The 24,198-nt window shown below is 45.3% G+C and carries 24 protein-coding genes and 2 pseudogenes; 20 read left to right on the top strand and 6 right to left on the bottom strand.

What is annotated here, in order from left to right:
* Window positions 1-49: 49 nt before the first annotated feature.
* The 6 genes from METMK1DRAFT_RS11300 (at window position 50) to METMK1DRAFT_RS11275 (ending at window position 5,904) form a co-directional block, all read left to right on the top strand.
* Window positions 50-1,198 carry an RNA-guided endonuclease InsQ/TnpB family protein gene (locus METMK1DRAFT_RS11300; RefSeq protein WP_009074255.1) on the top strand — a complete coding sequence of 383 codons (1,149 nt, stop codon included), beginning with the start codon at window positions 50-52 and terminating at the stop codon, window positions 1,196-1,198.
* Window positions 1,199-1,393: 195 nt separating this feature from the next.
* Entirely contained in the window at window positions 1,394-2,452 is a 1,059-nt protein-coding gene (locus METMK1DRAFT_RS11295) for an ISH3 family transposase (RefSeq protein ID WP_009074253.1), read from the top strand.
* Between the two features lie 607 nt (window positions 2,453-3,059).
* Window positions 3,060-4,337, top strand: a complete 1,278-nt coding sequence (locus METMK1DRAFT_RS11290; protein ID WP_009074250.1) for an APC family permease — start codon at window positions 3,060-3,062, stop codon at window positions 4,335-4,337.
* Window positions 4,338-4,384: 47 nt separating this feature from the next.
* Window positions 4,385-4,885 carry a DUF429 domain-containing protein gene (locus tag METMK1DRAFT_RS11285; protein ID WP_009074247.1) on the top strand — a complete coding sequence of 167 codons (501 nt, stop codon included), beginning with the start codon at window positions 4,385-4,387 and terminating at the stop codon, window positions 4,883-4,885.
* Between the two features lie 84 nt (window positions 4,886-4,969).
* Window positions 4,970-5,590 (top strand): hypothetical protein, encoded by a 621-nt coding sequence (locus tag METMK1DRAFT_RS11280; protein ID WP_009074244.1) that lies wholly within the window; start codon window positions 4,970-4,972, stop codon window positions 5,588-5,590.
* Window positions 5,587-5,904: a transcriptional regulator gene (locus METMK1DRAFT_RS11275; RefSeq protein ID WP_009074242.1), complete on the top strand. Its 318-nt coding sequence runs from the start codon at window positions 5,587-5,589 to the stop codon at window positions 5,902-5,904. The genes METMK1DRAFT_RS11280 and METMK1DRAFT_RS11275 overlap by 4 nt, the downstream gene beginning before the upstream one ends.
* On the opposite strand, the gene METMK1DRAFT_RS11270 is transcribed toward METMK1DRAFT_RS11275, so the two are convergent.
* Complete coding sequence (locus tag METMK1DRAFT_RS11270) at window positions 5,893-7,206, bottom strand: class II fumarate hydratase (RefSeq protein WP_009074240.1); 1,314 nt, start codon at window positions 7,204-7,206, stop codon at window positions 5,893-5,895. The genes METMK1DRAFT_RS11275 and METMK1DRAFT_RS11270 overlap by 12 nt on opposite strands.
* Before the next feature lie 145 nt (window positions 7,207-7,351).
* Between METMK1DRAFT_RS11270 and METMK1DRAFT_RS19215 the strand changes: the two genes are divergently transcribed.
* The 5 genes from METMK1DRAFT_RS19215 to METMK1DRAFT_RS11250 all read left to right on the top strand — a co-directional run bounded on the left by METMK1DRAFT_RS19215 (window position 7,352) and on the right by METMK1DRAFT_RS11250 (window position 11,554).
* On the top strand, window positions 7,352-7,537 hold the full coding sequence (locus METMK1DRAFT_RS19215; RefSeq protein ID WP_082230050.1) for a hypothetical protein: 186 nt from the start codon (window positions 7,352-7,354) through the stop codon (window positions 7,535-7,537).
* 802 nt (window positions 7,538-8,339) lie between these two features.
* Window positions 8,340-9,962: a hypothetical protein gene (locus METMK1DRAFT_RS11265; protein ID WP_245544635.1), complete on the top strand. Its 1,623-nt coding sequence runs from the start codon at window positions 8,340-8,342 to the stop codon at window positions 9,960-9,962.
* Between the two features lie 75 nt (window positions 9,963-10,037).
* Complete coding sequence (locus tag METMK1DRAFT_RS11260; protein WP_048088077.1) at window positions 10,038-11,000, top strand: alpha/beta hydrolase-fold protein; 963 nt, start codon at window positions 10,038-10,040, stop codon at window positions 10,998-11,000.
* Window positions 11,001-11,127: 127 nt separating this feature from the next.
* Window positions 11,128-11,319 carry a hypothetical protein gene (locus METMK1DRAFT_RS11255; protein WP_009074233.1) on the top strand — a complete coding sequence of 64 codons (192 nt, stop codon included), beginning with the start codon at window positions 11,128-11,130 and terminating at the stop codon, window positions 11,317-11,319.
* A gap of 1 nt (window position 11,320) precedes the next feature.
* Entirely contained in the window at window positions 11,321-11,554 is a 234-nt protein-coding gene (locus METMK1DRAFT_RS11250; protein ID WP_009074231.1) for a hypothetical protein, read from the top strand.
* 21 nt (window positions 11,555-11,575) lie between these two features.
* Here METMK1DRAFT_RS11250 and METMK1DRAFT_RS11245 read toward each other — a convergent pair whose 3' ends face one another.
* Window positions 11,576-12,127 carry a class I SAM-dependent methyltransferase gene (locus tag METMK1DRAFT_RS11245; RefSeq protein WP_009074221.1) on the bottom strand — a complete coding sequence of 184 codons (552 nt, stop codon included), beginning with the start codon at window positions 12,125-12,127 and terminating at the stop codon, window positions 11,576-11,578.
* A gap of 357 nt (window positions 12,128-12,484) precedes the next feature.
* Between METMK1DRAFT_RS11245 and METMK1DRAFT_RS18300 the strand changes: the two genes are divergently transcribed.
* The 9 genes and pseudogenes from METMK1DRAFT_RS18300 (at window position 12,485) to METMK1DRAFT_RS11215 (ending at window position 20,378) form a co-directional block, all read left to right on the top strand.
* The gene (locus METMK1DRAFT_RS18300; RefSeq protein ID WP_009074214.1) at window positions 12,485-12,652 is read left to right on the top strand and encodes a hypothetical protein; all 168 of its coding nucleotides are present in this window, start codon (window positions 12,485-12,487) and stop codon (window positions 12,650-12,652) included.
* 120 nt (window positions 12,653-12,772) lie between these two features.
* A pseudogene (locus METMK1DRAFT_RS11235) lies at window positions 12,773-13,701 on the top strand (transposase).
* A gap of 156 nt (window positions 13,702-13,857) precedes the next feature.
* Window positions 13,858-15,483, top strand: a complete 1,626-nt coding sequence (locus tag METMK1DRAFT_RS11230) for a cupredoxin domain-containing protein (RefSeq protein ID WP_172634142.1) — start codon at window positions 13,858-13,860, stop codon at window positions 15,481-15,483.
* A gap of 911 nt (window positions 15,484-16,394) precedes the next feature.
* Entirely contained in the window at window positions 16,395-16,691 is a 297-nt protein-coding gene (locus METMK1DRAFT_RS11225; protein WP_009074206.1) for a hypothetical protein, read from the top strand.
* Between the two features lie 249 nt (window positions 16,692-16,940).
* Window positions 16,941-17,105 (top strand): hypothetical protein, encoded by a 165-nt coding sequence (locus METMK1DRAFT_RS20155; RefSeq protein WP_425357385.1) that lies wholly within the window; start codon window positions 16,941-16,943, stop codon window positions 17,103-17,105.
* Window positions 17,102-17,182 carry a hypothetical protein gene (locus METMK1DRAFT_RS20150; RefSeq protein ID WP_425357386.1) on the top strand — a complete coding sequence of 27 codons (81 nt, stop codon included), beginning with the start codon at window positions 17,102-17,104 and terminating at the stop codon, window positions 17,180-17,182. Before METMK1DRAFT_RS20155 ends, METMK1DRAFT_RS20150 begins: the two co-directional genes overlap by 4 nt.
* The gene (locus tag METMK1DRAFT_RS20145; RefSeq protein ID WP_425357384.1) at window positions 17,179-17,301 is read left to right on the top strand and encodes a hypothetical protein; all 123 of its coding nucleotides are present in this window, start codon (window positions 17,179-17,181) and stop codon (window positions 17,299-17,301) included. Before METMK1DRAFT_RS20150 ends, METMK1DRAFT_RS20145 begins: the two co-directional genes overlap by 4 nt.
* On the top strand, window positions 17,298-17,657 hold the full coding sequence (locus tag METMK1DRAFT_RS20140; RefSeq protein WP_425357383.1) for a hypothetical protein: 360 nt from the start codon (window positions 17,298-17,300) through the stop codon (window positions 17,655-17,657). The genes METMK1DRAFT_RS20145 and METMK1DRAFT_RS20140 overlap by 4 nt, the downstream gene beginning before the upstream one ends.
* Window positions 17,658-17,876: 219 nt before the next feature.
* Window positions 17,877-20,378, top strand: a complete 2,502-nt coding sequence (locus METMK1DRAFT_RS11215; RefSeq protein ID WP_048087978.1) for a tetratricopeptide repeat protein — start codon at window positions 17,877-17,879, stop codon at window positions 20,376-20,378.
* Between the two features lie 152 nt (window positions 20,379-20,530).
* Here METMK1DRAFT_RS11215 and METMK1DRAFT_RS15740 read toward each other — a convergent pair.
* The 4 genes and pseudogenes from METMK1DRAFT_RS15740 to METMK1DRAFT_RS11195 all read right to left on the bottom strand — a co-directional run bounded on the left by METMK1DRAFT_RS15740 (window position 20,531) and on the right by METMK1DRAFT_RS11195 (window position 24,176).
* Window positions 20,531-21,510 (bottom strand): annotated as a pseudogene (locus METMK1DRAFT_RS15740) (transposase).
* A gap of 194 nt (window positions 21,511-21,704) precedes the next feature.
* Entirely contained in the window at window positions 21,705-22,274 is a 570-nt protein-coding gene (locus tag METMK1DRAFT_RS11205; protein WP_009074199.1) for a hypothetical protein, read from the bottom strand.
* Window positions 22,265-23,953 (bottom strand): DNA polymerase domain-containing protein, encoded by a 1,689-nt coding sequence (locus METMK1DRAFT_RS11200; RefSeq protein ID WP_009074197.1) that lies wholly within the window; start codon window positions 23,951-23,953, stop codon window positions 22,265-22,267. The genes METMK1DRAFT_RS11205 and METMK1DRAFT_RS11200 overlap by 10 nt, the downstream gene beginning before the upstream one ends.
* A complete protein-coding gene (locus tag METMK1DRAFT_RS11195) occupies window positions 23,934-24,176 on the bottom strand; it encodes a hypothetical protein (protein WP_009074195.1) in 243 nt (80 codons plus the stop codon). The genes METMK1DRAFT_RS11200 and METMK1DRAFT_RS11195 overlap by 20 nt, the downstream gene beginning before the upstream one ends.
* Window positions 24,177-24,198 lie beyond the last annotated feature (22 nt).

The raw sequence follows: 24,198 nt of genomic DNA, 5'->3' as shown, positions 1-24,198 counted from the left end.
GAGGACGGGAAGTTAAGTATAAATGTGAATCAAAGTAAAAAAAAAAAGATTGGGACGTTCCCTGAAAGCAGAAGTTAAAGTAGCAGTACAGGGGAAGATTCTGAACCCTAACAAAGAGAAGAGACACAAACTGAACGTCGTTCTGGAGAAGTATCTAAAAGCTGTGAAGTTCTTCGCTTCCTTTAAGATCAAGGATAAGAATCTTCTCCAACAGAAAGCGTACGAGGAGGCGAGAAGAAGGTTCGGTCTGTCTTCCACTCTCACACAGACTGCCAGGGACAAGGCAGTAGAACTGGTTAAGGCTAATGAGGGAAGAGAATTTCACGTGCATAAAGTGTCCATACGAGTGAACTACCGTGCTTTCAAGCTCGTGAGGAGGGACACTAAACTAACCCCTTATTGGTTATACCTCAAGCTGGACGGTGATGGTGTGTGGTGTCCAGTACAGTTCGGAGAAAGACGAAGACAGATGATAGATGACGCCCTCTCTGACGACGGCGAGTGGTCTTTGCAACAAGTTGAACTCGTAAAGAGAGACGGAGAGTGGTACGCCCACTTCACTCTCGAAAAACCATTCAAGGATTTTGAACCACAAACACCTATAGGGATAGACCTGGGTGAAAGGAACTTAGCCACAGTAGTGGCACTAGTTGACGACAAACCGACAAAGGGCACCTTCTTCAAGGGATCTAGAATCAAGGAAGTCAGGCACAGGCACTTCAACATTAGGAGGAAACTACAGGAAAAGAGAAGGTTGGACGTGTTCAAGAGGCTGAGAGGTAGAGAGAGAAGGATCGTGAACCACGAGCTTCACGTTATCTCCAAGGAGATTGTGGAATACGCTAAACAGTTCCCTTCTCCTGTGATAGTGATGGAGAAGCTCACGGGTATTAGAGAGAACTTCAGGAGGGGTAAGAAACTCAACAGGAGGTTTCACTCCTTACCCTTCAGGAAGCTACAGAAGATGGTGGAGTACAAGGCTAAGATACAAGGAATCAAGGTGGTATACATAGACCCTAAGAATACGTCCAAGACTTGCCACAGGTGTGGGTACGTTACCCACGTTGAAGGAAGGGAATATCGCTGTCCTAAGTGCGGTCTCAAGTACAACCGTGACCTGAACGCGGCTATTAACGTAGCCCGTGCCTTAACGAGAGGTACGGGTCGGGGGTACGTAAACACCCCGAAGGGGACATGAAGGTGCGTCGTGAAGGCCACTGGAAACCCCAAAGCCCCGTCCGTGACGGTAGACCCAAAATCGTATTATGAAAAATAATTCTGGCAGTATAATATCGACTCATAGCGAATAACAGGATTTATAAGGGTATTAAGAATTCAGTTGAAGAAAGGTTTAAGGTGAGGGAGATGTGGTATTACCACGTGAGAGAGCGAGATGATAATACACCATCTCCCTCACCAAAACAACGTTCAACAAATAGGATATAAATTACTTTCCATGCTGAACTTCAAGGGAAAGAGAGGGGAAGAGGTGGCGAGAACCCTCATCTCAGCGTGTTTATGGAACGATTCAGTAGAGAACAAGTCGAGGGCGTACGGCGTGTCCCCACAGACCGTGAGGAATTACGTGGAGGAGCAGGGGGTGGAAGTTATTGAGAAACTCTTGGAACAAGTGAGGAAAATATCCTTGGAGGTACTGAAGGGAGTCAAGGAGATAGACCTCTCAATAGACTGGACAACCAAGACCTGGTACGGGAAAACGGTGGGAGGGCTCGGGAGTTCGGAGGAGGGAAACTCTTGGAACTACGCAACTGCGACGACTAAGTTTGACGGGAAAGTGCTCCTACTAGCTTTCATTACTCAAGTGAACGGGATGACTAAGGATGAGGTCGTGAAGGCCCTCGTGGAGCAAGTCGTCGCCATGGGGTTCAAGGTGAGGTTGATGACTCTCGACGCGGGCTTCTACACTGTAGACGTGCTCAACTTCGTTTCGCAGTTCAAGTACATAATTGCCGTCCCTGTTGGGGACGTGAAGGTCTACCAGGAGTTCGACGGCGAGTACGAGACGAACAGTAAGAGGCACAGGAGGGACGAGCAGGTCAAGTTCAGGCTCCTCGTGTACAGCAAGGAGAAGGTCAGGAGAAAGAAGAGGACTCTAGTTTACTTCGCTAGGGCTACGAACCTCGACCTACCGAAGGGGGAGGTGTTGGACTTGTACAACAAGGTGAGGGGTCCCATAGAGACCTCTTACCGGAACATCAAGGCTTTTCTCCCCTTCACCAGTTCCACCAAGTTCGTCTTCCGCACGTTGATCTTCGTGCTGGCCGTGGTCCTCTACTCCCTGTACACCGTGTTCAAGGGGGAGGTGAGGAGGGAGCAGTTCAGGTTACTCCTAATACTCTTGTTTTCTGATGATTTATTCTATCTAAAAGATTTTCTACTTAAATCAATAGAACCGCTTATTAATAATATAGATTTATTTTCAAGGAGGTGATTTTGGGTCTACCGGTGAGGGCGGGGTAGTTTACAAGATATCAATCCTCACCCCTTGTGCCTCACCGGAGTCACTGGGAAACCCGTTACTCCTCCGCCCCTTTAGCCGGGTAACTCACCATTCTGCCACAGTTTCAGACAAGTGGGGAAACCGTAAATCTTCAGCTCACCGCCCCACCCTTCGGGAAAGATCGTCCACAACGGGCGTGGCTTCATATTATTTCCCAAATATTTTTTGAAAAACTTTGCTACCTTTCGGAAACTGTTAACCACGGCTAGGAGTATTCATCTTGCCAGATCTTTGATCGGTTATTCATGATTAACCACTGCTGAGGGGACTTCAAAGAGAAGTCGCAGTAAAGGTGAGGGGGTCTGCAAGATAGACAGCACAGTTCATAGTTAGCGGGAAAGAGCAAAGCTGTTAATGTACTCACGTAGGGACAATCCGTATAGCCATTAGAGTCCTATCCGTCACCACTGCTTAAGGTAAGGTTGAGAGGATGGAATTAGCAGTAACTGGAAGGAAGTCCCATCCCATAGTGAGCTTCTTCCTTTACGTGTACTTGAACCTGTGTACCTTTAATTACTTAAGTTACAAAATGGTCTAGATGGGAACTAGGCCAAAGCTCACAGCCACCGAAGTGTTCTTCTTGTCCTTCGGGGGACAGTCTCCCTTCATATCCTTGGTGGCATTCGGCACCATAATGATTTCCTATGTTGGCCGAATGGCAGGTTTCGCCATGTTATTAACTACAATTCTAGTCATGGTCAATGCTCTGGTGGTTTATTCACTCTCGAGGAGGTTCAAGAAGGGCGGAGGGTACTACACCTACGCCCTACATACACTTACAGATAACTTGGGCATAACGACTGGCTGGATCTACATCTTGTATTCCATAACTTACGGGGCCACCCTGATGGAGGGAGCGGTTTACGTTCTCAATCTCCTCACTGGGATAGACTCCCTATATCTCACCTTGATAGTCACATTAGTGACTTCGTCAGTAGTTCTGTTGGGCGTGAAGATCTCCGCTAGGTATGCCGTAGTGGTCGGGGCCTTGGAGATAGTGGCCTTGATCGGTCTATCTACGTTTTTTCTTTACAGGGCAGATTTCAGGGTTTACAATCCAGTAAGTTTCTCTCCTCAATTTCCTGAGGCCATCCTCTTCGGAATAGGAATTCCATCAGGCTACTCATCGGTGGTGAGTTACCCAGAGGAGATAAAGAACGCTGTAAAGACAGTAAGTAGAGTATCTCTTCTCGTACCACTCCTCGGTGGTGGATTGGCTACCTTCTTCTTCTATTCTCTGGCCGATATGGGGGTGACCAACAACCTAGTGGGACTCCTACTTTCCAGTTTCGGTTTACCCGGTGCTGTAGCCATTTCCATGATAGCCCTAAGCGATGGAGTTTTAGGTGGAATAGCCTACGTAGTGGCTAGCTCTAGGACCCTATTTGCCATGTCTAAGAACGGTCACCTCCTGGATATCTTCACGATAACCAGGAGGGGAGAGCCGAAGGTCGCTGAGGGAGTTATCTCCGCCTTAGTTGTGCTCTCCCTCGCTCTTCTCACCCTCAAATTAGGTCCTCTATTAGCCCTAACCCTCCTAGGTGGTATCTCAGGTATGAGTAACCTCTACATCCACATGGCTGCCGCAGTGTCCTTAGCTAGGATAGGGAGGAGGAAGCCATTAAAGCATATCCATGAAATACTCTTCTCCATAGGCTCATTGATACTCTCTGGTTTCATCCTCACAGAGTCCATAAGCCAACTGGACAAGTACGTGGTATATTTCTTCCTGGCTTGGATAATCCTTGGATTTCTCTTTGCAGAAAGTCTGGAGCTAGTGAGGCAGGAGGAAGAAAAGAGGACACAGGACGCTTAATGACGAAAAATTTACAAGTTCCGTCCTCAGGGTGAAGGGGAGGTCAGATGGAGTGCGGTATAGATTTAGCAGTCAAAAGACCCACAGCGGTGGCCGTGCTTGAACACGATAAGATAGAGGTGACCTTCGTGAAGGAGGACGAGGAGATAATATTCCTCTGCAAAAACGCTAGGCTCGTGGCCATAGACGCCCCGTTAAGTTGGGGAAAAGGGTATAGAGAGGTGGATAAACTACTGATCAGGAGCGGCTTCAGGGTTTTTCCACCCTCCTTTATATCTACCCTCACAGAGAGGGCACTCCGCCTGGCTCCCAAGTTGAGGGCCATAGAGACACATCCTAGTTCTTCACTAAGATTGTTGGGGTGGGATTGGAGAAGGATATCCAAAATAAAGGATGAGGCAGACGCCGTCATATGCTCAATGACTGCGCACTTTCATCTAAGGGGTCAAACCAGGTCATTTAGGGCGGACGACGGCGAGATCGTTCTCCTTGAACCACCGGTTCCTTTCCCTAAGAGGGTGAACAACTCGTACGTGTTGACTCCCTGATTACTTCACTTTTTACTTGACGAGAGAGGTTCAGTGATTGAACTCAAGATAGGTGTTTAATATCTAATATCCTAACTCTGACAGGTGGAGGATCCCATAAGGCTATTGAAGGAGAGCGAGGCCCTGGCATATAGGCTCTACGCGAGGGAGATCAGGCGAAGTATTGGTATATTCTACCTTTTGGTAGCGAGTTACGTCCCTATAGTCTTCCTCATGGAGAAGTTTTTTGATAAGTTGCCGGTGGCTCACAACGACGTATTGGAGATATTGGCGGTAGGTTACTTTTGGTATATAATGGTTGTCACTATCGGTTTCCTCATCTTCAGGACAGCGAGGATAGAAGTGGCCGTAACTAGGTTAGCGTACCTGAAATCATTCAGGAGACCCAGGAGAAGAGGGAAGTTATTTCTCCTCATGGTCTCTATTCCCTCATTTTTAGGGGTCCTCGCTATAATTACCGGAATAGGCCTTTTGAACGTGTTGGCTAACCTGCTGATCCTTCTTTTCATTCTCAAGTGGCTGAGGAGAATGCAGAGAATCATGAAGGTGGAGGGAAGACCGATTGATGAGTACGTGGCAGCAGTTTCAGCGGTGCTCGGGATCATAGGAGGTACCTTCATAGGTTCCCTAGCACTCGCCCTCACAGCGGGTTTTGCTTTCGCAGGTCTACATTCCCTCTGGAGGAGTTGGAGGTGGGAACCTTGAGGAATATACAGGAATTCATCAGGTCACCCATATTCTCGAGCTCAGCCAGGGTTGGAATCCTCCTCTACCTGATGGGTGTGGAGAAGACCTCCTTCACGGACCTGTTAAAGGGTATCGGGCTGCCAAAGTCATCCCTTTACCTACACCTCAAGGTGCTTGAGGAGAACGGTGCCATAAGTATGAGGGAGACCCTCTTCAGGGGGAGACCCAGAACTGTGATACAGATAACTGAGGAGGGAAAGAGAATGGTAAACGAGTACTTGAACCTCTTGGAGGACTACGTGAAAAGAGGGGATCATGAATCATTTCTGTAGGCCAGGTTTTACCAACTTCCTCAGGTCGAGGATCTCATCTATCTTGGAATTGTCAATGCCTAGCTCCTTGAGAGCCTCTCTTATGGACATCCCCTTGATCAACATCTTTCCTATCTGGGAAGCCTTATCGTAGCCCACCAAGGGGGAGATGGCAGTTACGAGGGCCGGGCTACTCTCGGCGTATCTCCGCATCCTATCAACGTTGGGTACAACTCCCTTGATTACAAGTTGATTGAACTTGTTCAATCCCTCGCTTAGGAGATCCACTTGGGTCACTACGTTTTGTCCTATCAGGGGAACGCCCATGGCCAGTTCGAACTCTCCCAGGGATGATGCGAATTGGTTTGCGTGGTCTAGTCCAATAACCTGAGCCGAGATCAGCATGGAGGCCTCTACAGTGACTGGATTAGTTTTGCCCGGCATGATACTACTCCCAGCTATTTCCTCCTGTGTGGGTAGGTCTATCTCACCTATAGCTGTGAAAGGTCCTGAGAACATGAGCCTGAAGTCCTGAGCCACCCTGAACAGTTCCACGGCTACCGTCCTCATGACCCCACTCAGCGTCAGGAGGTCGGTAAGGAATCTCATACCTCTGAAGGTATGTCCAGGTTTGAAGGAGAGTCCAGTTACCTCATTGATCATCTGGATTGCTAATTCCCTGAACTTAGGGTGGGAGTTGGCCCCGGTTCCTGTGGCTGTACCTCCAAGGGGGAGTTCCTTTACGTATTCGAGAGTGGACGATAGGAGACTTATATCGTGATCGAAAGCGTCTGCATAGGCGTGGAGTTCCTGACCGAAGGTTACCGGCATGGCATCTCTAAGGTGAGTCCTTCCAGCCTTAACAACAGAGGCATACTCGTCTCCCTTGGATCTCAGCGACGTGACTATCTCTGTCAAAGCAGGACGGAGTTTTTCTACTACCTGTTTGGTTGCAGCTATCCTTATGGCTGTGGGTACGGTGTCATTGGACGACTGACCCATGTTCACGTGATCGTTTGGATGTACCCTGAGTCCCGTGAGTTGAGATGCCCTCTCGGCTATTACCTCATTCACGTTCATATTCAGTCCCGTTCCTGATCCGGTCTGGAAGACGTCTAACGTGATTAAATTGTCCAGGTTCCCTTCCATGATCTCCCTCGCTGCCTTCTCTATCCCCTCGGCCACTCTGCTATCTAAAAGCCCGAGGGATGCGTTAGCTCTTGCAGCGGCTAGCTTCACTACTCCCATAGCCCAGATTATGGACCTATGAAACTTCGTTCCAGTGTTCATAAACAGCTTCGGAGCGGTCTCGGTGTATTTCATGGTTGAGTTAATAGTTTGGGGAGTTAATTACTTTTTAACACTGGAACACTTCGTTCCACCTGATTCACCACTAAACTGGCTGAATTTCTTTTCACGTTAATAGAAATCTTTTTCTAACTGTTTATAACAAATTTTCCAATAGAGGATAAACCTCTCACACACGGATGTGGGCTATGCCCAAAAGGGTGGGAGGGATTACGGAGATGTTAGCCCCGTGCTGTTAGGCTCGAAGGAATCCCATGACCCAACTACTGTAATTTGTAGGCGGTTGAGGGTTAAGTTCCTGCACTTGATCACGATTGAAGATAAAATGAGTGAAATGAAAGTGTAGGGACAAATGGGAGTTGAACTTGAATGCATGTAGAGAACCACGGGTTACCTATCAAGGTCCATTCGCCCTCATCAATTTCTCACACTATTCTGAACTTGTGACGCCCCTTAGGGATGCGTGGAGGGACTCGTAGTGGTTGACAGGCGAGGTGAACGCGTGGTTTCTCAGGGAAAAGTACAGGCTGTGGTCTTCCCTCACCTACCTTTGGTGGTGATCTCACCTCCTGAAGGTTCTCTCGTCCCTATCTCCTAGGGAGTACTTACTACAGTCCTCCAGTACCCTATCTGCCCAAGGGTTCAGACTTGGTCACGTGATGACCACGAGGAGGGATAGGCGAGGTCTTCCCTGGTTAGTATTTTACGGGAATTTCTATGGTTCATTGGTTTTTCATAGGGATCATAATTAATATTAAAAATATCAAATTTTAGCCAGTTTATACTTTCTTATTTGCTTAAAAAATAAATTTTCAGACACGATTCATAAGAATTATACAGTGCAAAACATGATTTTCCGATAAATACTACCTGATGACTGGTCTCCTATCCATAGATACTACTTGATATACAAAAATCTTTGTGGCAACGTTATGAAGCTATTTTAGCATTTTAAGTATTTTTCCTAAAATGTCCTCTATGGGAGAAAATGGAGAATTGGAGAGACCCTCATAACACCACGTAATTGAATTATGTTTCAGTGTTCCATCTCGAGTAATAATTGTATTTATATCTATAATTCGGCCTAAAGGAACGGATATCCTCGGACTCACTTATATAGAGGAATGACAATTCCGACTCAGATAATCATGAAGAAAAAGGTAGTCCTACTGGTCCTCTCCATACTAATCCTGTCCTGGTTACCAGCTACGCTGAGTGCAACGACCACGGGAAACCTCACGATAACTTACCAACGGTTTGAGAGTCTATACTATGTGGGTGGCTTGATGGGTGAGGGAGGTGACTCTCCTACATCATTACTCATGAACAGTTCAATATACTATTATGTATCTAACGCCACATACACTTCACAATACACAGGTGAGGATGTACAAATTCAAGGATCGTCTACGCTCTACAAACTTACTGTAGGTTCTATGAGAGAGTTTCAGGGAAACGTCACTGTGTCCTTAACTCCAGACGGAAGGCTAACTGTAATGACTCAAATACCTCAGCTGATTAGACTGATAGTTAACACGTCAGGCATGACTGAACTAGTGTGGGCAGGGCTTTTGTCTGGGAACGGTACCATACAGACTTCAGCGTATGTCAATGGGACAGGAACTCTCACTTTAGTGTTCTCCAACGGCACGTCCCTGGCCAATATAAGCTTGCCACTGAAAACAGGAAGCTTCAGCTACCACGAGACTCTGACCCTGAACACGGTTTCGGCCAGGGTGATAGCCACTTTCACTAGAGATGTTGAAGTGCAACAGAATTTCCCGAGGAGGTATGAAAACGAAGATGAGCAGGTCACTTTCGGTAATACGACCTTAGCTAAGCAGGCAGGTTATAATACTACAATGGCGTACTTTAACGGTTCCCTTGTTCCTGCCCTGGTGTGGAAGGGGGAGGGAAGAGGGTTAATGCAACTCGGCATCAGGATGCTAGAGGTCACTGGAGAGAGTTACTTCCAGTTTGAGACCATTGAGTTCTTCGGAGTAAATGGATCTGCAATAGGTTACGTTCACTCAGCCTATCTAAGCAAGGAGAATAGCAGGAACGGGTTATTTTCCAGCTCTCTATCTAGTCTCGCTGCCGGAGAACTGAAGATTGTGACAGGTAGCTTCACACCGCCCAAACCTGAGGTAGAGACAGAAGTTGAAATTAAAGGAACTCCTGTGATGATAATAATAACGAACAATGCCTCTGCAGAGTCTACAGCTAACGTGAACCTATCTCATCCGGTGTTCGTACAAGAGCACGGAAAGGGTCACGGAGCTTATCTAGTGGAGGTATCAGTTAACGGCACTGCGCAATTCTTCGTGGTGACCCCAAGCGGACATGTAATCAACGTCACCGTAGTGAAACCTGAAAACGTAAGCGAGACTACGGTTAACATGAGCGGAAATCAATACCCCGCTCAGAAGATAGTTGTTAACGCCAATGGTAGTATCCTCTTCAACGTAACTCTGCTCAGGAACGAGAACGTGATGGTGTTCAAGGTGGTCAACGGAACCATGGTTCCCTTAAACTCCACGAACTATTTCGTAGTCAACGGGAGACTGGTGGTCTACGATGACCCCAGTAATGTATACTACGCAGTGTACGGGGTATCGAGCTCCTCTACAAGTTCCTCTACCACCTCGAGCACTACACCCCCATCCAGTGGTGCCTCATCTACTTCCACGAGCTCTGTCGTCTATATAGGCATTGGCATAGTGATAGTGGTGATAGTGGCGTTGGCTATATTCTTGTTAAGAAAGAGGTAAATTTTTTCTAAATTATTTTCACTCCTTCTAAGTGGGACTTTGGTTACGAACACGTCCGGGACTGGGAGCCACGGAATGACCTTGGATTTCCTTGAGATCGAGAGCGAATTTCTCAGGGACAATCCCTGGGGTGACCCCTATACTAGGAAAGTGATAGTGATCAGACCTCCGAGGGCCGAAGGAATCCCCGTCGTACTATACCTTAGTGGATACTTTTCCACCCCACTTGCACAGCTGAACGTAGACCCGCTCTCAGAGAACTTGATGGAGAGGATGGATAGACTACTAATGGAGGGAAAGGTAAAGGGCCTGGCCATAGCACTCCCAGACACGTTCACAAAGGTAGGTGGCAATCAGTACTTGGACTCAGAGGCTGTGGGATTTTACGAGAGTTTTCTCGTCAAGGAAGTGGTGCCTATACTTATGGAGAAGTATTCCACCACCGTGATGGGGGTCATGGGAAAATCCTCTGGTGGTTATGGGGCCCTTAGTCTGGGCACTAAGTACGATTTCTCAGCAATTGCCTCACACTCAGCAGACGCCTACTTTGAGTACGCCTACCTGCCCATCTTTCCTAAGGTCATTCCGTATTTAAGGAGAGTCAGCTCCGCTAAGGAGTGGGTTAGCTACTTTTGGTCTCAAAAGGATAAGAAGAGGAGGGAGCTCATGGAGGCTTTGATGATAGTTGGAATGGCCGCGTTCTACTCACCTGGCACTAAGGGTGATATCGAACTTCCCTTCGATTTAGCGACTGGTGAGATCAGGGATGAAGTATGGGCCAAGTGGCTTGAGAAGGATCCGGTCAGGTTTCTTGCCAAAAGGAGAGATAATATGTTCAAAAAGGGAATATATATCGACGTTGGTAACAACGATGAGTTTAGCCTACAGTACGGGAATAGGATCATTCACATGTTACTCAACAAAATGGGCGTAAAACACGTATTTGAGGAGTTCCAGGGAAGGCATATCAATACCTCATTCAGGTATGATCTCTCAATAGTTTTCCTGGACTCCTTCCTTCACTCCCTCAACGCATAAAACTACTGGACAAGTCCTAGCGTATCCTATTTCAACTTTATTAGAAAACGAGTAATATTCTATATATATTAATTCGGGTTTTAGTGTAGAAGAAACCTTAATAATCTTCTATCACAATATAACTATAATGGATACGCTACTCGTGACTAAAGTCATCCTCACCATAATTGGGGTAGTAACATCCGTATACGGAGCTGGGTACGTGATAATAGGTAGGATGGGGATTCCATTTCTTCCAAAGAGAGATTCCATAATAGTGGGCTCGACTCTCTTGGGCATAGCATTAGCCCTTTTTATAGTATCAACACTAGTACCATAGTATGGTGTTGGTGGAGGTCCAAGGTCAACTTTTTGATCTTTCCTCTGATGGAAGTATTAGTGAGGGGAGAGGAGTCCCATCGATCATCGTACTTAAGGATGTAAGCAAGGAAGCTCTTCAGGAGTACTCCAGGATGGGAATCAAGGTATTCCTTTGCGAAGGTGAAGTCCAGGAGTGCCTGACTAAATTGCTTAGGATTGTTTATCCAGAATGTAAAACATGCAAATTTCAGTAATTGGATTCTTCTATCTTTAATTCAACATTTCCTTTTCATGACTAGTCCAAAGTGGTAGGGCCCAGGTTCAAACTCCTTTACTATTTCGAAGTCCTTGAATATAGTCGAGTAATCCTGTCTGCTCATCCTGACTTCTAGGGGAGGACCCATCGGTGTGGGCTCCTTTTTCCAATCCACTATTATTACTTTCCCACAAGGCTTGAGAAGCCTGATAGTCTCCTTGTACGTGCTCTCTCTGTCCATGTCATGAAACGAATTTGAAAAGACGACTACGTCTACTACTCCTGATGGTATGGAGGTATTTGTTGCCGGCTCATTAAGGAACACTGTACTATCCTTAGTTGCCCTACCTTTAGCTAGAGAAAGGGCTTTCTCGTCTATGTCCACGCAATAAAGCTTGGAGGAGTACTTCTCAAGTACAGGGCAGTAATAGCCCGGTCCGCATCCCATATCCACAACAACCTCGTTCCCCGATAACAGTTCAGGGATAAACTTCTCAGGGTCTTCAATGGACTTCCGTTTAGGATCTAGGAGTCTTGCGTGGAACTCGTCCCTGAAATCGTGTTTATGCATATGTATGCTTTGCCCTCGAGGTAAAAAACCTGAATAAACGTTAATGACAAGAGAATTGCAAGCTTCTCTTCTTCCAGGGGCAAGGTGAAGTTTTTAAATTCTAAATGTTTCAAAGCATTGTGAAATAGAACGCGTGTCCGTGAGGGGATGCCAGGTAAGGGCTCCAAACCTCCCCGAGTCCCTACGAACCACGAATGGAGGGTTCTCCGTGGTGAGGGATAGGGTAACGGGCTTAAGGCCCAACCCGGATCTACCGCTGAACGAAGGGAGTGAGCTGAATCCTTTTCCATGTTAACAGAAATGTTTTTATATCCATTTATTACAATTTTTACTGATAAAGGATGATCTCTCACGCCGATGTGGGCTCTGCCCAAAAGGGTGGGAGTGATCTGGGATGTGAGCCCCGTGCCGTTGGGCTCAAAGGAGTCCCATGACCCACCTACCGTTAAGCTTAGTAGGTGGTTTAGGGCTAAGTCCCTACACTCGATCATGATTGAACATAAAATGAGTGAAATGAGAGCGTAGGGACAAACGGTAGGGCGATTCAGGACTCCATTGCGATTTCTATTTGTTTCTATAGAACGAAAGTGACTTAATTGATCCTACATCAGTAACACTAAAAGGGGACGAGCGCTAGGTCATACCATGAGATGTTTATCCAATCACGTGGTGACCGCGCTCGTCCTTGAGGTAGTTGGGGAGGACGCGCCATTAAATGAATGAGATCGAGAGGAGGGCCCTGGAGGAGGAGAGGAGGACCTCCCCCAGGTACGCCAGGTACAGGTTCCTGAGAGGGTTCAGGGTATCCCTCTGGGGAGTCGTGTACGGGCTGGAGTGGGTCACGGTGAGTTTGCCCGTGCCGTACAGGGGAGAGGGTGAGGACTGGAGTGGAGGAGTTGCTCATGGAGGAGAGGCTGGTGCTCAGGGCCCTCCTCTACTCCATGTTGGGAGGGAAGTTGAACGCCAAGCTCTGGACCCAGGAGCTGGAGGTGGGGGGACTTCAAGTACGTGATCGTGGACGGGAAGTACGTGAAGTTGAGGGGAGGGAGGAGGGGGGTCCTCTTAATCGCGTTGGGACTCACTGACCACGGTGTGAGGGCCGTGCTTGACGTGGTCCTGACCAGGGAGGAGGACGTCGTGAGCTACTGGGACCTCCTGGTGAGGCTGTGGAGGAGGTACAACCTCACCCTCGTCGTAGCTGACGGGGTGAAGGCCCTGGACGAGGCCATCTCCCGCTCCGGGATCCAGGTCGCGAGGCAGACCTGCCTGGTCCACCTCAAACGAAGCAGGAGGGTGAGGGACGCACTTGACTCCTCTCCCTGCCCCACCCGGGGCTCTCCCCTCCTCTCCTACCTCCTCGCCCCCAGGGAGCTCTGGCCCCTCCTCAGGTCCAACAACCTGGCCGAGTCCTTCAACTCCCTCCCGGAGAGTTCGGCAAGTGCCACTCCCCCTGGAGGATACTCCAGATCGCCCGGGCCATAGCCCTCAACTACAACCTCTCCACCTGTTATCTCATTCTTGTAATATTACAGGATCCCTTATTTCTTCGTGAAATGATCAAATACATTCAGTAATTCCTCAATTGAATAAGTCCAAATCAACAGAGATATTACAATTCGCAAAGGAGCCCTGAATCGCCCAAATACAAAGTGAATTGTTCCGGGTTTACCAAACTTTGGTAAACCTAATATTTTTTGTATCTACTAGTAAGTCGCTTTAAGGAGAAAGAAATGAAAACCAGAACGCCTAAAGGAAGACGATATATTGAAACTAAATACCTTCTAGTAATACTGTTAATGGTTGGGCTATTTATATATTATAGTAACTCGACGCAACAAACTTTAAGCCATGCAAATAGTAGTGTTTATAGCAATCGAGAATGGATAGTTTATGTTGGTGGCGGTACCCCCGATATGTCTGTCATGAGTATGGGATTCTTCCCTGAAATAATAACAATCGATGCTGGAGATAACATTACTTTTATAAACAATTCTAGTGAAGTTCACACGGTAACGTTTCTTAGTGGAAATCCACCAATTAATCCATTTTCTCCAGAGGCTAATATGAGAATAGGTGGAAATATATACAATGGATCTGGTATAGTTTCATCTGGCATGTTACTACCTGGTGAAAATTATACTCTAACCTTTACTACACCTGGTGTATATATTTATAGATGTATTTATCATGCAGGAATGATGGGAGTAGTAATAGTAAATCCAAAAGGAACTCCATATCCTATGACACAAGCTCAGTATAATGTAATAGGACAACTTGAAGAATCACAATCAATAGCACAAGGGGAATCATTATTTCAACAAGTAAATTTACCTGCAACTTCAGGTCCTAACGGAACTACAATATGGCATATAGACGCAGGAGTAATGACACCTGCAACCACGTTAGCAAATCTAAATTCAGTTTCAAGTGATAACGTTAGTGGGTTCGCTCAATTATCAATAATATCGCCTGGATTAATGAAAGTTGAAGTGAATTTAATAGGACTTAAACAAGGCGTTAAATATAATGTGCAAATATTTACCGGTGCTGCGGAAGCTGGAGGCAAAATGACTTATACTCTAAATCCAATAATTGGTAACTCTAACGGTACTGGATCCTCGATAACTATGTTAAAGATAGATCCCTTAGATCCTTACATCCCTACTAGCTATGATATACCCGCTGCAGGCTGGTACATAAACATAAGTAACGATAAGGGTACATTAGCTTTAGGTGATATAATAGCGCCTTCTGCAAGTTTAATGAGATTCCTTCCAACTACTTTAACAATTCATGTTGGTGATACTGTAGTGTGGACAGTAGATGCACCAGACGAAGTTCACACTATAACCTTTGTGCCTCAAGGCATGGAAATACCAGAGTTCGGAAGTCCTTTAAGTCTCATTCCAATTGGTGGAAATATATTTAATGGTTCAGGATACTATAATTCTGGTCCTCTAATACCTGGACAGTCATATAATTTAACGTTTATAACTCCAGGGATATATACTTATGTCTGCCTAATACACGATAATATGGGGATGGCAGGAACAATAATTGTTCTGCCTAAAACCTTTACAAACAATCAAAGTATATCAGTTATACTAAATCGAATGACAAATATGTCTAATCAAATTTTCCAATTAAATTCAAAAATTAATTATATGGATAATAAAATTACTCAGTTTAATTCTACTATTAATGGCTTAGAAAATTCCAATAATCTTACTATGTTAGTTCAACAAGGAATAAATAATAAGATTTCTACATTAAATACAGCAATATTGATTCTTGTAGTATTAGTTATAATATTGATATTAACAAATATTGCTCTGATATTTAGAAAAAGATTATAAAACATTTTAGGTAAATTATTTTTTATTAAGTAAATTTTTTATTAAATAGTATCTTAGTCATTTTACATTGGGTTAGTATTTAGCGGAAAATCACTTAACACTATAATTTCTCATAAATATTATTTAAAAAATTTACTCTATTTTTCAACTAAAAATTAAATATAAATAAACTAAAATTAGATATTTTTGAGGGTATTAGGTTGGGTTATTTAGAAGACTAGTTATGTTATAAGAGTAAGTAAGCAAAATAGCTGCTTAGAAGGATAGTAGGAGCAGAAAAGAAGAGAATAGCAAAGCAGTAAGAGAGTAGAGCTGCTAAGCAGAGAGTAAGCAAAGATAGAGTTTAGGAGCAGAGAAGAGAGTAAGTAGTAAGCAGTGCAGATTAAGCAAAAAGTAGAGTAAGCGGAAGAATAAGAAAAGCTAGTTAGAAAGAAGCGAAGCAAAGATAATAGTAAAGCAAAAGAAGTGTTTGTTAGGTAGACAGAAAGCAAGGCTGCTAGAGTATAAGTTAGTAAAAGCTGCTTAGTAAGAAAGGAAGCAAATTAGTAGAAAAGAAGAGAGTTTGAAGTTAAAGCAGCAGAAAAGAAGAGTATGGCAAAGTGAAAGTTAGAGAGTTTAGAAAAAGAGTTAGAGTAAGCAAAGCTGCAAAGAATAAGCAAAAGCAGAAAGCAAATTAGGGCGGGCCCTGGCCCGGGGGTATAGAAATTTGTTTAAGATTATAAGCAAAAAAAGAGGGGGTATAGAAATGAAATACGTGCAATGCCCTGGCAAATATATATATACAATAACGTAGAAATAATATACAGTAACGTAGCCTTAGTATCATTCTAGCTAGCAATAATATATTTGATTAAGCTATTCCAAACCTTGAGAGGGTTTTTAAATATTTGCTATTATTAGAGTGAGTAGAGTTGAGTGAACAAAACTCTCCTAATCAATTAAATAATAATTTAGGAGGAGAAAGAAGAGAAGAAAGTAAAGCAGAGGAAAAGAAAACCGAGAAAAAGAGAATAGTCTCTATAAAGAGTAAGGAAAAAGAAGATTTTTATGTTTTAATAATGCCAGAAAGAGTTAGATCATTAAGTGCTAAAATTGCTAATAGGATAGTTGAAATTCTGAGAGAAGAACCTATGATAAGCGAAAAAGAGATAATATTGAACAGCAGTTATGGGAATCTTAGGGAGGTAATACCAAGAAATCGGTATTAGCGAGAGGTTTTTATTTTTCGACGTCTTCCTGCTGAAAAGGTGCGGAAAGGGACAGGTCGAGTTCGCTAGGGAGAGGCTGGTCAGGGAGATCAACAGGCTGGGCGTGGTGAGGAGGAACAGGAGGAGCAGGGAGGTTAACTGGCACTAGTCCTCATGGTCATGACGGAGGGCCAGCGTGAGGACCAGGGCCGAGACGTTCGGGTTGGACTACTCAAACCTGCTGGGGGCGTTGGGAGAACTCGACGACGCGTGGAGGGGCTGGAGGTCCTGTCAGGGCTGGTGAAGGGCCAGATCGTCATCGTGGACGACACCGTGGACCACGACGCTCTGGGAGGACGTGAGCCCCTGAGAACTACTGGATCTACTGTCACGCCCACGGGAGGTTCGAGAGGGTCAAGCTCCTCACGGTCGTGATAGTGGACCTCTCCACGGGCAGGACGTTCATGGTGAGAGCTTTCCCCTACGCCGTGAGGAAGATGTTGGATTTGTGAGGGTCACCGAGTTCAAGACCAAGATCGAGATGGCCAGGGAGATGTTGGACGTGCTCAAGGAGCACTTCCGCGTGTCCAGGGTCGTCTTCGACCCCAGTACTGGTCCGAGAAGCTCGTGACGGACAACGTGGTGTCTGAGCTCAAGTCCAACCGAGCTCAGGGTCGTCCCGGGGGACCCTCGAGGAGGGACACCTCCGAGTGGGATACCCCCGGAGTCTACTACGCCGACCTGACCCTGGGAGGCCGAGCGATTACGGTGAAGTTGCTAGTCCGGGAACATAAACGTGACTCCTCCGGGACACGCGCCAGGTACCTCTACACTACCGATCTCTCGCTCAGCGAGGAGATCGAAGAGGCATGGAGGATGAGGTGGGAGATCGAGGAGCTCCACAGGGACGTCAAGGCCCTTGGACTGGAGGACTCGTCCTTCTGGAGGAGGGAGAGGCTTCAGGGCTACCTCACGATCTTCACGTGACCAACGTCGTCAGGGAGCTGGTGGGGGAGCTTAACCTGAGGAGCGTGGAGGCGTTCCTCAGGTTCTTGAACGTCATTTAGGCTGACCACCCAGGCTGATGAAAATCTTTAAGTTACGTTAAAGTCCCATAACTGCTGTACTTAACTCTTATTTTAGATAGGGAACAGCACCTATATAAATTTATTAGCTACATTTATAATTAAATATTACTTGATAAAAGTGAGTTCTAAAAAGACTATTAAAAAAGGGCTTAGACATGATATTAAAGATCGAGAGATCTTGGATATTATATCTGATGAAATAAATCTCACTATAATAACCATGTTAAGAGCTGAACCAACTTATGTCAGAAAAATCGCTCAGCAATTAGGTATGAAAGAATCTCACGTTTCTGATAGGCTTAGGAAAATGGAGAAAGCCGGACTTGTATTAAGCTCTTGGAAGAGAGTTGGCAACAAAAACGTAAAACTCTATTACCCCATGCTAGATCGCTTAGAGATAAATTTTACCCCAATGGGATTCGTTATCAGAGGTAAAGATATAGAATCGGAGATAATTATACCTCATAAACTATTAGAAAATATGATACCTATAGTAACATCTTTTATAGGAAGAAGAGCTGAATTAGAACTTATACGTTCTTGGAAAGGTCCAATAATTATCTGGGGTATGCCTGGTATTGGAAAAACTACATTAGTAGCAAAATTTATATGGGATAGTGGACTAGAAAACAAAACTTTTTGGTATAATTGCAAAGAAATAGATACTTTTCAATATTTCTTAAATAAACTAGCGACATTTCTTTTTTTAAAAGGATATAGGACCTTACCAGATTATATTATAGCTGGAGTAAAGGATTCTTCAATCCTTATCGATATAGCAGTTGGCGAGATTATTAATAATAATATACTTTTGGTTCTAGATAACTTTGATCTATGTAAAGATGACTCAATTAAATTATTGGTTAATCAATTGATTGAAAAAGGAGAAAGCTTATTTGTGATTTCGCGTAAACAGATTAAAAATCTTTATAAATCATATAGTATACATCTTCAAGGAATGAGTGAAGAGGAAGTTAAGGAATTTTTGGCTATAAAATGTAACAAATCTTTTAATAATGCTTCTACATATGTATCAAAATTGGATGGTAATCCATTAGGTCTTTATTTTTTATGCATTTCTAAAGCAACTGAAAATGAGGGATTGCTTGTAAAATCCTTTAATGAATGGTTAATAATGGAGCTTAGAAAAATGCTTACTAGTGAGCATATGAAAATCTTAGAACACTTATCTGTTTTTGACTCCCCTATAAATTTAGATTCTTTAAGGCGTTTAACTCGCATTAAAGGTCTTATAAATTATTTAAGAGAATTAGAAAATATGTCATTAATTGAGAGTTATGGTGAAAATTACTGGCTTTCGAATACTCTTAAAGATATAATCTATGACAATTCATCCTCTCAAGAAGAGCTTCATAAAAAAGCCGCTCATTACTATCTAAAACTATTGGATCCTTTTTCTAGGTTGAAGGCTGTGTATCATTTTATCAAGGCAGGAGAGGAAGAAGAAGCCTTATCTTTAGTAAAATACTTACCTAGATTAGCTAATGCAGGTTTACTGGAGAAAGTAAATGAATTATTTAAAGATGTGATAGAAGAAGAACTTTCTCCTTATGGAAGAATTAAATTTAAGTATTTTAAAGGATTATATTTGCATCTTTCTGGAAAAATTAATGAATCTCTCAGTATATTTGAGGATATGGAAGGTGTAATCAGATCAGCAAAAGATTGGGAAACTTACGCACAATTATTATATTTTCTTTGTTCATCATATATAGTAATAAATAACTATGATAAGGCTAAACAAGTATGTGAACAAGGTATGAAAATTTATGGAAAGAGAAATTCAATATGGTTTAGCAGAATGGCAACCTTAATGGCTGAAGTTTATGAAGAAATGGGACAATTGGATAACTCGTTAGATCTTCTTCAAAGAGCCCTTGATAGTATAGATGAACTAGATATAGAGAATAGAGCACCTATTCTTCATCAAATGGCTATTGTATTATATAGAAAAGGAGATCTAAAAAAGTCTAGGATACTAGCTGAAAATGCGTTAGAAATTTTTAGAAAAATGCACAATTTATTTGGTTTAGGTCATTGTGAATGGGGAATAGCTAGTATGCTTATAGAGGAAGGTGATCCGATTTTAGCAATGGAATATTACAATAAAGCTATTGAAGATTTAGCTAGATGCATGCGATTTGGCCATTTAATGGTATGCTTATCTGAGAGAAGTGTATTAAATCTTAGATTGGGAAATATAGAAAAAGCTAGGGAAGATATGGAGAAAGTTGAATCATTAATGGGAAAAAAAATCCAAGGACCTTTATTACAAGGCGTAGCATTAAGGGGGATGGGTATTTATGTAGCTGAAGTGGAAAAGAATATAGGAAAAGGTATCTCGTATTTAATGAAGAGTCTTGAATTAATAGATGATTTAGTAATAGATGAAAAGGCTCTTACTCTATGGGCTCTTGGATTACTTGAGTTAAAATCTGGTATGAAGGATCAAGGATTAGCACACCTTAAGGAAGCTGAAAAAATATTAAGAGAAGTTGGTTGGGAAACTAGAGCAATAGAGTTAAAAAAGGCTATAAATGCAGCCATAAATGATGATTTGAATAACTTATATCCTAAAACAGCTAGAAGTTATTTGTAGTTTAATGAAAAATACTAGTAGTACAAATAATTGATCTTTTTATGGTTTATAGTCTTTTTCATAATAGGTGCAAAGGGGACTAGGAAGGGTGATTCAGGGCTCCTTTGCAAATTGTAATATATCTCTCGGTTTAGACTTATTCAATGAAGGAATTACTGAATATATTTGATCATATCACGAAGAAATAAGGGTTCTTGTAATATTACAATGATGAGATAACAGGTCGAGAGGTTGTAGTTGAGGGCTATGGCCCGGGCGATCCGGTCCTCCAGGGGGAGTGGCACTTCCCGAACTCTCCAGGAGGGAGTTGAAGGACTCGGCCAGGTTGTTTGACCTGAGGAGGGGCCAGAGCTCCCTGGGGGCGAGGAGGTAGGAGGGGAGAGCCACGGGTGGGGACGGACTCGGCGAGGGAGAGGAGGAGGTCCAGCAAGACCCTCACCCTCCTGCTTCGTTTGAGGTGGACCAGGCAGGTCTGCCTCGCGACCTTGATCCCGGAGCGGGAGATGGCCGTGTCTAGGGCCTTCACCCCGTCGGCTACGACCAGGGTGAGGTTGTACCTCCTCCACAGCCTCACCAGGAGGTCCCAGTAGCTCACGACGTCCTCCTCCCCGGTCAGGACCACGTCAAGCACGGCCCTCACACCGTGGTCAGTGAGTCCCAACGCGATTAAGAGGACCCCCCTCCTCCCTCCCCTCAACTTCACGTACTTCCCGTCCACGACCACGTACTTGAAGTCCCCCCTCACCTCCAGCTCCTGGGTCCAGAGCTTGGCGTTCAACTTCCCTCCCAACACGGGCAGGAGGAGGGACCTGAGCACCACCCCCTCCTCCCTGAGCACCTCCTCCTCCACCCTCGTCCTCACCCTCTCCCCTCCCCTGTACAGCACGGGTAAGCTCACCGTGACCCACTCCAGCCCGTACACGACCCCCCGGAGGGAGACCTTGAACCCCTTCAAGAACCTGTACCTGGCGTAACCCCTCCTCCTCACCTCCTTCCCCCTGGCGTACCTGGGGGAGGTCCTCCTCTCCTCCAGGGCCCTCCTCTCCATCTCAGCCGTTTCATTTAATGGCTCGTCCTTCCCAAGTAACTCGGGGACGAGCGAGGTCACCACGTGATTGAATGAGTGTCTCATGGTATGACCTAGCGCTCGTCCCCTTTTCGTGTACTGATGTAGGATCAATTAAGTCACTTTCATTCTATAGAAACAAATGGAAATCGCAATGGAGCCCTGAATCGCCCTCATCCGGTGTGATCACATGTTTATTTCTCATTGATAATATAAACTTTAGGATTTGTGGGAGACTGCTGACAACGGCGTTAGACCACCTAAATAATCCAGCGTATTAGACCGCTCTCTGACCTACCAAAGATCTCCCAGGTAGCGAATGGGATCTCCAGTCTCCCCAACGTGACGCTCTTAATGATCTCCACCTTAAAGCCACCCTTAGTCCTGCTCAACTTCAGGATCGATCCAGCAGAGTGTGCACCGAAGAGCGATCCTTCCCTCTCCCTATCCATGAAACTAAAGATATATTTCCTGGAGCCGTCAAGCCTGAGGTATTTCACTATGTTTGAGTAGCACTTCCTGTGCTGATAGGGGTCTACAATCACAGCCTCCCCCCTTACTACCTTCAAGACTTGACTCACGTCCTCCACCTTAAAGGCCCTCCTTACGCGTATCTCTCCAGTAACTCCATAGATCCTTTGGAACCTCTCCACCATATTTGGGTCCAGTCCACCCCTTTCCCCAACCAAGACCACCTGAACTGGAGAAGAGACAGCTATGACCCTATGGTAAAAGAGTGTCAGTAACTCCCTATCCAGAGAGTAGAACTCCACTATCTTGTCTTCACTGATCAAGGAGTCGAGGAGTGGGAACCCAGTGGTCAGAGCCAAGGGTATACCACCCTCACAGTTCTACTCAGGTATTGTCTATAATACTCCAAGTCTCTACCTAGAAACCCGTTCCTGGCGTCGTAGAACCCCCTCACTCCCCTGACGTACGGTATCCCCTTGACCCACACGACGTAATCCCTAGGTTCACCTGAGACTACCCTCTCCAGGTAACCTCTCAAGAGTCTCATAACCTCGGCCCTCAGCGTCATCAACTCCTCACAGTCACTGGCAGAACTCATCAGTTTCCTTAAGTCTTCCAGGAAGTCCTTCACCAAATTAGGCATATTATCCCTTATCACTCCCTTCATCTTCACCCCGTCACTAGTCCTCCCGAAATACCTCATGGGATAGGGGTTCCCATCCCTCCTGGAGGTCAGCACTACCCAACTCATGGGCTCGGCCTTGAGTTTGAACCCGGTTCTTTCCTGGACTTCCCTGACGAAGTCGTCCACGTCTCTCCCCTTGACCATAAGTGAGTCCACTATACCGTGTATAACTTCCAGTCCCCTCTCGGAGGCTATCTCCAATGCGTTCCTGAGCGTCTTCCTGGCGAAATGGGTCACGAGTTCATAGGCTTCAATCTTCCCGAACTTGGAGTTCCTATAACCTAAGTACCCGAAAGATGCTACCAATATCCACTTCACGGCCTCGGCCCTCTCTGGGTCCACAGACTTGAGGTATTCCTTCCTGTTCACCAGCCATTCCAGAGCCTCAGGGACTATCCCTTTCTCCTTGTAACACAGGTCATGTCCTATTTCGGTAACTACGTCGTGGCAAGCGTCCACTGTCTCGGCGGATATGTTATACTTAATGATGATGGACGGATAGAGGGAGGAGAAGTCCACCTGCACCACGTCGTTAAAACAGCCCAATTTGGGGAAGAGGACGAGGCCTCCCTTGTCTACGGACCTCAACTGCTCCAGGTTCCTCTCCTTCTCTACTCTCGGAACCACATCAGGTATTATTACTCTCCTCTTGAAGGCCACCCAAGCTTCATTGGTTGTGAGTGCCTTACCTATGGTAGCTCTCATTAACTCCCTAACAGGCGTCCTGCTCACGTAAGACCACTCAATCAATCCTTTAACTGATACTGGAGCCCTCTTCTCCTCCATGTTGAGCTTGACCGATGCCCTGATCTTATGGCAAGCCCTACCCATGCATTCAGCCACATCTGCCCTCAAGCTGAGATCGTCAAGATCCCCAGTCATTTCTCTCCCGTTCAAGTTTGCCCTGAACTTATGACCTGTGGGAGAAGGGCCGAACCAATCCTCTGTCACGACTGAGGCTATGCTCAGCTCGGAGAGATCCAGCTCGTCCTTCACGATCTCCACTTCCCCCCTCCTGATGCTGACCTTCCTGAAGGGGAGCGCCCCCAACCTGAACAAGGTCTGAGAGAGAACCGTGGGGAGCTCGTTCAGCACCCTATATCGCTTGGATAAGTGGTAGTAAGCTCTTAAGTCCCTCAGCTCAAACCTGTGGAGGGTTACCTCCCTTCCGTCGAGGTACCTCCACTGCTCGCCCTCGTAATAAACTACGTCTGGATGTTGTGCTACCCTATCTGGATCCCGAGTCTCTATGTAAATGGGGAAGGTCGTCTTGACTTCCACAGTTTTAAACCCGTTGAGGATCAGAGTCGCACTTCCGGCCCCAGGCAAAATGTCAACTACGTACCCCTCCATCGCTGCAGAACCCCTCTGCAACTGCAGAGATTAAGGCCAGCATAACCAACTCCTGTGGGCTCATCATCTCGTCGTAGGAGGCGTTCTGAAAGTATCTGACCCTCTTAGACGCCTCAGTCACAGCCTGCCTAAGACACGGGAGACCTACCCTGTTGGCTATTCTACTCAACTTTTCCATCTCTGAGTCCACAGATGCGGTGAAGGAGGGTTGTGTTCTACCCATGAGTGAACCAACGAATGCACCA

It is taken from the genome of Metallosphaera yellowstonensis MK1 (assembly GCF_000243315.1).
Classification (GTDB): domain Archaea; phylum Thermoproteota; class Thermoprotei_A; order Sulfolobales; family Sulfolobaceae; genus Metallosphaera; species Metallosphaera yellowstonensis.
The sequence above is the reverse complement of the archived record's forward strand: the minus strand, read 5'-3'. Positions and strand labels throughout refer to the sequence as shown.